Annotated in this window: 8 protein-coding genes; 5 read left to right on the forward strand and 3 right to left on the reverse strand. The window is 72.9% G+C overall.

Going from position 1 to position 8,902, the window contains the following annotated elements; all coding sequences use genetic code 11:
* Positions 1-1,477 (forward strand): ATP-binding response regulator (locus E4F61_RS13575; protein ID WP_133480158.1); only part of this gene is annotated, 1,477 nt, incomplete at its 5' end.
* Positions 1,478-1,487: 10 nt separating this feature from the next.
* On the opposite strand, the gene E4F61_RS13580 is transcribed toward E4F61_RS13575, so the two are convergent.
* Positions 1,488-2,153 carry a response regulator transcription factor gene (locus E4F61_RS13580; protein WP_133480159.1) on the reverse strand — a complete coding sequence of 222 codons (666 nt, stop codon included), beginning with the start codon at positions 2,151-2,153 and terminating at the stop codon, positions 1,488-1,490.
* 2 nt (positions 2,154-2,155) lie between these two features.
* Positions 2,156-2,935, reverse strand: a complete 780-nt coding sequence (locus E4F61_RS13585) for a 3-hydroxybutyrate dehydrogenase (protein WP_133480160.1) — start codon at positions 2,933-2,935, stop codon at positions 2,156-2,158.
* Positions 2,936-3,032: 97 nt separating this feature from the next.
* On the opposite strand from E4F61_RS13585, the gene E4F61_RS13590 reads away from it, so the two are divergent.
* From E4F61_RS13590 to E4F61_RS13600, 3 genes are all read left to right on the forward strand, one after another.
* Positions 3,033-4,811, forward strand: coding sequence for a D-(-)-3-hydroxybutyrate oligomer hydrolase (locus tag E4F61_RS13590; RefSeq protein WP_238382950.1), 1,779 nt, complete (start codon positions 3,033-3,035; stop codon positions 4,809-4,811).
* A 108-nt stretch (positions 4,812-4,919) separates the two neighbouring features.
* Positions 4,920-6,263, forward strand: coding sequence for an alpha/beta fold hydrolase (locus tag E4F61_RS13595; RefSeq protein WP_202909012.1), 1,344 nt, complete (start codon positions 4,920-4,922; stop codon positions 6,261-6,263).
* Positions 6,264-6,361: 98 nt separating this feature from the next.
* Positions 6,362-6,793 carry an Hsp20/alpha crystallin family protein gene (locus E4F61_RS13600; RefSeq protein WP_162301499.1) on the forward strand — a complete coding sequence of 144 codons (432 nt, stop codon included), beginning with the start codon at positions 6,362-6,364 and terminating at the stop codon, positions 6,791-6,793.
* 235 nt (positions 6,794-7,028) lie between these two features.
* Here E4F61_RS13600 and E4F61_RS13605 read toward each other — a convergent pair whose 3' ends face one another.
* A complete protein-coding gene (locus E4F61_RS13605; RefSeq protein ID WP_133480163.1) occupies positions 7,029-7,565 on the reverse strand; it encodes a flavodoxin family protein in 537 nt (178 codons plus the stop codon).
* A gap of 465 nt (positions 7,566-8,030) precedes the next feature.
* Between E4F61_RS13605 and E4F61_RS13610 the strand changes: the two genes are divergently transcribed.
* Positions 8,031-8,735 carry a Crp/Fnr family transcriptional regulator gene (locus E4F61_RS13610; RefSeq protein ID WP_133480164.1) on the forward strand — a complete coding sequence of 235 codons (705 nt, stop codon included), beginning with the start codon at positions 8,031-8,033 and terminating at the stop codon, positions 8,733-8,735.
* Positions 8,736-8,902: the final 167 nt, after the last annotated feature.

The following is an 8,902-nucleotide window of genomic DNA, read 5'->3' on the forward strand; positions in this document are numbered from 1 at the left end:
GCTGGTCGCATGGAACCGGCGTTATGCGGAGCTGTTCGGCTATCCCACGACGCTGCTGCAGGTCGGACGGCCGATCGCCGACCTCGCGCGCTGGGCGCTGCAGCGGATCGGCTTCGACGGCGACGTCGAGCGCGCGCTCGATCGGCGGCTCGCGTTCATGCGCGCCGGTACGCCGCACCTGTCCGAGCGCGTGCTGCCCGACGGCAGCATCATCGAGATCCGCGGCGTGCCGATGCCGGGCGGCGGCTTCGTCGCGACGTTCACCGACGTCACCGCGTTCCGCCGCGCGCAGGCGGGCCTGCTCCTCGCCAACGAAACGCTCGAGCAGCGCGTCGCCGAGCGCACGGTCGAATTGCAGGTCGCCACGCGCGAGGCGGAGCGCGCGAACCACGCCAAGAGTCGCTTCCTGGCCGCGATCGGCCACGACCTGATGCAGCCGCTGCATGCCGCGCAGCTCTTCGTCGACGCGCTGGGCGATGGGCTCGACGAGGAGCGGCGCCGCGCCACGATCACGCAGGTGCGCGGCGCGCTCGAATCGACCGTGGAACTGCTCTCGGGCCTGCTCGACATGTCGCGACTCGAGGCGGGCGGGCTTGTGCCGCAGCCGCGCGTGTTCGCGCTCGCCGAAGTGCTCGATCCGCTGGCGTCGGAGTTCGAGGCGATCGCCGCTGCGCGCGGCCTGTCGTTCCGTTACCTGCGCACGACGACGTGGGTGCGCACGGACCCGCAGCTGCTGCGCCGCGTGCTGCAGAACTTCCTCGCCAACGCCGTGCGCTATACCGCGAGCGGCCGCGTCGTGTTCGGCGTGCGTCGATGCGGCGACCGGCTGCGGATCGAGGTGCACGACAGCGGACCCGGCATCGACCCGTCGCGCCAGCGCGAGATCTTTGAGGAATTCCGTCGGGGCGAGGACGCGCCGGGGCAGGGGCTCGGCCTCGGCCTGTTCATCGCCGACCGCATCGCCGCGCTGCTCGCTGCGCCGATCGCGCTGCGAAGCCGGCCCGGCCGCGGAACGATGTTCGCCCTCGACCTCGAATGCGCAGCGCGTCCGCAACGGCCGCCGGTGCCGACGGTGCCGCAACGACTGGCGGGACTGCGCGTGCTGCTGCTCGACAACGAGCCCGCCGCGCTGGATGCCACCCGCCTGCTGCTGGAGCGCTGGGGTTGCGACGTGGCCGTCGCCCGCGACCGCCGCGATGCGCTCGCCGCCTGCGATTCGCGCGACCCCGCGGTCTGGCTGCTCGACTATCACCTGGACGACGGCGACACCGGGCCCGACGTCGCGCGCTTGCTGGAGGGCCGGTTCGGGCGTCGTCCGACGCTGGTGGTCAGCGCCGATGCGAGTCCCGACGTGCGCGCGCGCGTCGAGGACGCGGGCTACCACCTGTTGCCGAAGCCGCTGAAGCCGCTGGCGCTGAAGTCGCTGCTCGATCGGCTGGTGGTGGCGGGCGAACGCGCGCCGCCGGTGGGCGCGTGAGCGTCCGCGGCTAGCCTTCGACCTGGCGCGCGGGGTCGCTCAGCTCGAGCTCGCGCAGCACCACGCCGGCCTGCGTGCGGTTGCGCACGCCGAGGCGTTCGAAGATCGCGGAAAGATGCGCCTTCACCGTGCGCTCCTGCACGTCCAGCCGGTCGGCGATCTGCTTGTTGAGCAGGCCCTGCGCGACCAGCGTGAGCACACGGAACTGCTGCGGCGACAGGCTGGCAAGGCGCGCCGCGAGGTCCGCATCCCCGCTGGCGCTCTGCGTACGCGCGACCGCCATGCGCAGCGTCGAGGGCAGCCACTGTTCGCAGGCGAGCACCGCGCGGATCGCATCGCGCAGCTCGTCCAGCCCGGAACTCTTGGGCAGGTAGCCGGCCGCGCCGTGGTCCAGCGCACGACGCACGATGCGCGGATCATCGTTGGCCGACACCACGACGACGGCGACATGCGGGTACTGCGCGCGTACGGCGGCCAGGCCTGCGAGGCCGTGGTTGCCCGGCATGTGCAGGTCGAGCAGCACGAGGTCGATGTCGGGTTCGCGGTCGAGCGCCGCGAGCACCTCGTCCAGCGAGCCGGCCTCGTGCACGACGAGGCCGTCCACGGCATCGCGCGCGGCGCCGCGCAGCGCGGCCCGGAACAGCGGGTGATCGTCGGCGACGAGCAGCGTCGGCATGGTTACTGGACGGTCCAGCCCCCGTCGACGTCGATCGTGTGGCCGGTGATGTTGCGTGCCGCGGGCGACATCAGGAAAGCCGTGATGCCTGCGAGTTCCTCGAATGTGATGAACACACCCTTGGGCATCGGCTTGAGCATCACGTCGCTCACGACCTGCGATTCCGGAATCCCGCGCGTCTTCGCCTGGTCGGCGATCTGCTTGTCGACGAGCGGCGTCTTCACGTAGGTCGGGCAGATGGTGTTGATCGTGATGTCGGTGTCGGCGGTTTCCAGCGCGACGACCTTCGAGAAGCCCAGCAGGCCGTGCTTGGCCGCGACGTAGGCGCTCTTGAAGGGGCTGGCCACCAGCGAGTGGATCGAGCCGATGTTGACGATGCGGCCGAAGCCGCGCTCGCGCATGCCGGGCAGCACGGCTCGGGTGAGACGCGCGACGCCGACCAGCATCACCTGCACCAGCAGGTCCCATTTGGCGATCGGGAAGTCCTCCAGCTTCGACACGTGCTGCAGGCCGGCGTTGTTCACCAGCACGTCCACAGGACGCGCGAGCGCCGACAGCACGGCGGCGACGCTGTCGTCGGACGTGACGTCGAGCGCATGCGCCTCGGCGCTGCCGCCGGCGTCGGTGATCGACTTCGCGACCTCGCGTGCCGCGTCGGCGGACAGGTCGGTCACGACGACGTGGTGGCCATCCTGCGCGAGTGCCGCGGCGATGCCGGCGCCGATGCCGCTGCCGGCGCCGGTGACGAGCACGCAGCGCGGCGTGGTAACGAACTGGGTCATGGGGGCTCTCCTTGCCGCCAGCCTACCAATCGATGCGTGCCTCGGCGTGGTACGAACGTACGATGCCGGCGCCGCGGCCGCTTGCTAGGGTGTCGGCATGACACTGTCCCGATCCCTCGCGCCGCTGCTGTGCGCAGCCGCCACGATGCTCGCCGGTTGCGCGGGCCTTCCGAAGGAACCGCCGATGGACGCGTTCTCCACGCCGCGCGTCACCGAGCACCGCGCCGGCGACGACCTGCTGACCGCCGGGCTCGGGCTCGCCGGTCTGCGTGCCGCCACGCCCGCATTCGCGGTGGCCGAACATCCCACGCCGGCGGAGCTGCGCCGGCGTGCGATCTGGTCGAACTGGCACGGCATCGCCGACCTCACGCCGGCCGGCGGATACGGCACGCTCTACGGTTCGACGGCCGACGTGCCCGGTCGCGAATACGCGACGCTCGCGCGGCTGCCGGGCGCATCGCAGCCGCATCGCGTGACCGTGCAGGTGCCCGACGCGTTCGATGCCAAGCGCCGCTGCATCCTCGTCGCGCCCGCGTCGGGCTCGCGCGGGGTCTACGGCGCGATCAGCGTGGCGGGCGCGTGGGGCCTGCCGCGCGGCTGCGCCGTCGCGTACACCGACAAGGGCGCCGGCACCGATTACTTCGACCTCGACGCCGGGCAGGGCGTCGCGCTGGACGGCACGGTGCAGGCGCCTGGGGCCGCGCCGCTCGCGTTCGAGCCGGCGTCGCGAACCGGCCGGGGCATCGCGTTCAAGCATGCGCACTCGGGCGACAACCCCGAGAAGGACTGGGGCCGCCACGTCAAGCAGGCCGCCGAGTTCGCGCTGCATGCGCTCGACGACGCGTTCCCGGCGCAGGCGCCGTTCCGCTTCGACAACACGACGGTCATGGCGGTGGCGATCTCCAACGGCGGCGGCGCGGTGCTGCGTGCCGCGGAACTGGACGGCGACTGGCTCGACGCGGTCGTCGCCGGCGAACCCAATGTGTATGCGGGCGACGGTCCGCCGCTGTACGACGTCGCGACCGAGGCGGCGCTGCTGATGCCCTGCGCGATGGCGCACCTGAAGATCCCGCTGCCGCCGACGGCTGCACCGACGTGCGCGGACGCCGGTACCGCGGGCATCGTCGACGGCGCCACCGATGCGGACCGCGCGCGGAACGCGTACGAGCGGCTGAAGGCGCGCGGCTGGACCGACGAGGCGCTGGGCGCCGGGTCGCTGAGCACGGCCTTCGATCTGTGGAAGGCGGTCGCCGCCACGTATGCATCGGCCTACGGACGCTACGCGCCCGACGCGCATCCCTGCGGCTTCCGATTCGCCGCGGTCGATGCGGCAGGCGCGGCGCGCCCGGCGACGGCGCTCGAGCGCGCCGCATGGTGGAGCGATGCGAGCGGCATTCCGCCGGGGGCCGGCGTGTCGCTGCTGCCGCCGTCGGGCACGTCCGCGGATGCGTTGCGTTGCCTGCGAACCCTCTGGACAGGCGACAGCGACGCGGCGCGGCGGGTGCGCGCCGGCATCGCGGAGACGCGCGCGAGCGCCCCGCGCCCCGGCCTGCCGATCACCGTCGTGCACGGCGTCAATGACGGTCTCGTGCCGGCCGCGTTCACCAGTGCGCCGTACGTCGCGATGGCGCGCGCCGCGGGTCGCGACGTCGCGTACTGGCGGGTCGCGAACGCGCAGCACTTCGATGCGTTCGTCGCGCTGCCCCCCGTGGGCGCGCGCTACGTGCCGCTTCTTCCGTACGTCTATGCCGCCCTCGACCGCACCTGGGCGCACCTGTACGACGGCGCGCCGATGCCGGTGGACGCGGACATCGCCACCGTGCCGCGTGGCGCGGATCCGGCGCTGACGGAGCGGAACCTGCCGATGCCGCGCTGAGGCGCGTCCGCGCGCAGCAGAGCGACATACCGCGAACCTGACGCGGATCAGCATCGCACGGGCCGGGCGGGTCCATCGTTACCGGGATCGATGGCCGGAGACATGCCCATGAGCCCGCGACGCTTCCGCGACCGCGACGAGGCCGCCCAGGACCTCGCGCGCGCGCTGTCCCGATACGGCGGTCGTACGCCGGTGGTCCTGGCGATCCCGCGCGGTGCCGTCCCGATGGCGCGCATCGTCGCGGACGCGCTGGGCGGGGAGCTGGATGTCGTGCTCGTGCGCAAGCTCGGTGCGCCGGGCAACCCGGAACTGGCGATCGGCGCCGTCGACGAGACGGGGCACGTGATCCTCAACGACGACGCCTGGCGCGCCGGTGCGCACGGGGCGTACACCCGGATCGAAGCCGAGCGCCAGCAGTCCACGCTGCAGGAGCGTCGACAGCGCTACGCGGGCGGGCGGCCGCCGATCGACGTCGCCGGCCGCATCGTCATCGTGGTCGACGACGGCCTCGCCACCGGCGCGACGATGGTGTCCGCGCTGCGGCTGGTGCGTACGCGCGGCCCCGCGCGGCTGGTGTGCGCGGTCCCGGTCGGGACGGCCGATGCGCTGCGCCGGGTGGGCGAGGTGGCCGACGAAGTGGTCTGCCTCTCGGTGCCGCAGCCGTTCATCGCGGTGGGTGCGCACTACGTCGACTTTCCCCCGGTGTCCGACAGCGAAGTGCTCGAGGCGATCGACGGGCGCGCCTCGCGCCATCCGGGCGTCGAGGCCGTGCACATTCCGGCGGGCACGGTCGAGCTGCCCGGTGAGCTCACCACGCCGGACGCCGCGCGCGGTCTCGTCGTATTCGTGCACGGCAGCGGTAGCAGCCGCCTGAGTCCGCGCAACCGGCAGGTGGCGCGCGTGCTCAACCGCGCGGGCTTCGCGACGCTGCTGTTCGACCTGCTCACGCAGGCCGAGGACCTGCGCCGCGACGCGCGCTTCGACATCGTGCGGCTGTCGGCGCGCCTCGAGCACGCGCTGGACTGGGTCGCGTCGCGGCCGGCGCTCGCGTCGATGCCGGTCGGACTGTTCGGCGCCAGCACGGGCAGCGCGGTGGCGCTGCGGGCGGCGGCGAGCGGCCGCCACGACATCGCGGCGGTCGTGTCGCGCGGTGGTCGGCCGGACCTCGCGGGCGAGGCGACGCTCATGCAGGTCAACACGCCGACGCTGCTGATCGTCGGCAGCCACGACACGGACGTGCTCGCGCTCAACGAGGCGGCGGCGGCGCATCTTTCCGGACCGCATCGCGTCGACGTCATCGCCGGCGCGGGCCACCTCTTCGAGGAATACGGCACGCTCGCGCAGGCGGCCGACCATGCCACCGGCTGGTTCCTGCAGCACCTGCCCGCCGCCGCGACGCACGCCCGCGAGGCCGCGCAGGCGCGCCCACGACGCGGTGACGGCACGCACTGATGTCGCGGCCGCCTGCGGCGCACGGAAAGTTGATGCACGTCAGCACGGCGCGACGCGGTGTTGCCAGCGTAGGCGCAGGCATGACCGGAGATCCTTCCATGGCCAACATCGCGCTCTCCAGCATCCAGCGCCCGTTGCGTGCCTTCGACGACGATTTCGAGCGCATGTTCAACCGCCTCGAACGCCGGTTCGAGCGCGACGTCGCGCGCTTCGACATGCGCAGCGACGTGACCGAGGACGACACGCGCTACGTCGTCGACGTCGACCTGCCCGGCGTGCGCAAGGAAGACATCGACGTCGCCGTGTCCGGCAACTCGGTCACCGTCCAGGCGCAGTTTGGCGATCACAGCGGCGGCACAGGCGCCAAGCGCCTGCAGAAGGAGCGGACCGTCGGCGAATGCTTCCGCTCGTTCACCTTCCCGTCCGAGATCGATACCGCGAAGGCCACGGCGACCTTCGACCACGGCGTGCTGACGCTGTCGCTGCCGAAGGCGGACGGCGCACGTCCGCACCACCTGCGGGTGAGCTGAGGCGGCCATGCGACACCGGGGCGCCGCGGTGGCGGTGGGACTCGCGTTGGCCTGCGTGCCCATCGCCGGCCGCTCGGAGGCGGGCGTGCCGGTGCGGGACGCTGCGCTGATGCGGAATGCGACGTCACCGCTGAATTCGACCGCCACGGGGCAGCACGACGAGGCAGCTCGACAGCGGGGGCCGTCGTGCCCGGCCCGGTTTCGATCGAAACGCTGATGCGGTAGCGCGGGTCCCTCAACCGTGGGCGTGGCGCGAGGTCGCGCCGCTGCGACGCTCGGGTGCGGCGGGCTGCGCGCTGCGCGCGCGTGCCAGGAAGCGGTCGAGCTCCGCGCGACGCACGTGCGTCGGCACCGCGCGCATCCGCACCGAATGGCAGGCGACCGCCCGGGCGGCCCCGATGCGCTCGAGGTCCTCCCACGCGGCGGCGGAGTCGGGACCGTCCTGCGTCGCGAAATACGCGACCCGCGTCGACGGCGCGATCGCATCGGCCGCGTACGCGCGCACCGCCGGCGCGAGGCGGCCCATCCAGATCGGACCGCCGATGAGCACCAGGTCGTACGCGGCCGGCGAGTGCACGCCCGCATGCAGCCGCGGCCGCAACCGCAGCAGCGCCTCGAATACGCTGCGCACCCAGCCGAGCGCGCCGCGCCTCGGGGTCGCCTCGAAGATCTCCTCGACGTCCGCTTCGGGGCCGATCATGGCGGCGAGTTCGCGCGCCAGTTCCCGTGTGTGGCCGGTGCGCGAGTAATAGGCGACGAGCGTGCGGGACATGGCATGGCCCCCGTGATCAGTGCCGGACGAGAGACCCCGGCGGGCGTGATTGCCACGACGGCAGGTGAGGCCTGCGGACCGTGTCGCAGCACGATCCCGGCGCTCCGTCGCCAGGGCCTTCCGCGCCGATGGTCACTGCCATCGGGGATCGTTCCGACCGGTGCGCTGCTGCGCGATCCGGCCGGCGACCGGTCCATGCGGGCGGACTCACGCGGGCGACGTGCGTCCGTGGCGCCCGGCGCATCCGCGTGGCTCGGCGCGGGTCGATGCCCGTGGGCTCGTTCCGCGCGCCGGTTCCGTCTCCAACCGGAGCCTCTCGTTCCGACGACTCCACGCTGCCACGCCGCAGGGCCCGGAAACTGACGCGCGTCAGCAACGGGGCGCCTGTTACACGCTGTTACACGCGGATACGCGGCGAAACAGGCGCGCCGGCGCGGGCGCATTAGATTGGCGACGGAGGTGCGCATGTCCGCCGTCGTGTCGAGCCTGTCGGAGCGTCGTCCGGTGCCTGCCGTGCCGCCGATCGAGCGGTTCGCGCACCGGCGCATCCGTCGCAAGCACATGCTCTACCGCGCGGGCCAGCCGGCTGACTGCGTCTACCTGGTGCATGCCGGCGTGTTCCGCTGCACGGTGCTGGACGCCCATGGCCGCGACCGGGTCACCGGGTTCGCGCTGAAGGGCGACGTGCTGGGCATCGAGTCGCTGCACGCCCCGCGCTATGCGGGCGACGTGATCGCGCTGGACGTGGGCGAGGTGGTCGAGCTGCCGGCGAATGCGCTGCTCGACCCCGCGAGCGGCGCGTTGCCGGCGGTCGCGGCCGCCATGTCGGCGGCCCGCGAACGCGACTGGGCGTGGATGCTCGCGCTGCACACGCTGGACGCGGAGCAACGCGTCGCGCGCTTCCTGCTCGACTACGCCGAGCGGCTGGAGCGGATGGGCTACAGCCCGCGTCGCGTCGTGCTGCGCATGACGCGCGCCGACATCGGCAGCTTTCTCGACATGGCCTCGGAAAGCGTCGCGCGCGCGATGACGCGGCTCGACAGTGCGGGACTCATCCGCGTGTCATGCCGCGATATCGAGATCCTCGACCCGATGGCACTGGGTCGGCTGCTGGAGCCGCCGGACGAGGCGGCGACGCGGCGAATGCGCGTCGCGGCGACGCTGCATTGAGGCCAATGCCGGCTCGCCGCACGTCGTGGGAGAGTCGATTGCCGCCGGCGCCACCGCAAAGGAAAACGGCCGCGATGCGGCCGTTTTCGTGGATCAACCGCGCGGACCGCGCCCGCCGGGGCGCCCGCCGCCGCGCGGACCGCCGCCGCCGGGGCCGCGACCCGGGC

Origin of the sequence: Cognatilysobacter segetis, from assembly GCF_004359965.1 — a bacterium.
GTDB lineage: Bacteria > Pseudomonadota > Gammaproteobacteria > Xanthomonadales > Xanthomonadaceae > Cognatilysobacter > Cognatilysobacter segetis.

Bases quoted from the DNA above. Each gene is read 5' to 3' on its own strand.
- E4F61_RS13580 (WP_133480159.1), bottom strand. From the start codon at position 2,153: ATGCCGACGCTGCTCGTCGCCGACGATCACCCGCTGTTCCGGGCCGCG.
- E4F61_RS13585 (WP_133480160.1), bottom strand. From the start codon at position 2,935: ATGACCCAGTTCGTTACCACGCCGCGCTGCGTGCTCGTCACCGGCGCC.
- E4F61_RS13590 (WP_238382950.1), top strand. From the start codon at position 3,033: ATGACACTGTCCCGATCCCTCGCGCCGCTGCTGTGCGCAGCCGCCACG.
- E4F61_RS13595 (WP_202909012.1), top strand. From the start codon at position 4,920: ATGAGCCCGCGACGCTTCCGCGACCGCGACGAGGCCGCCCAGGACCTC.
- E4F61_RS13600 (WP_162301499.1), top strand. From the start codon at position 6,362: ATGGCCAACATCGCGCTCTCCAGCATCCAGCGCCCGTTGCGTGCCTTC.
- E4F61_RS13605 (WP_133480163.1), bottom strand. From the start codon at position 7,565: ATGTCCCGCACGCTCGTCGCCTATTACTCGCGCACCGGCCACACACGG.
- E4F61_RS13610 (WP_133480164.1), top strand. From the start codon at position 8,031: ATGTCCGCCGTCGTGTCGAGCCTGTCGGAGCGTCGTCCGGTGCCTGCC.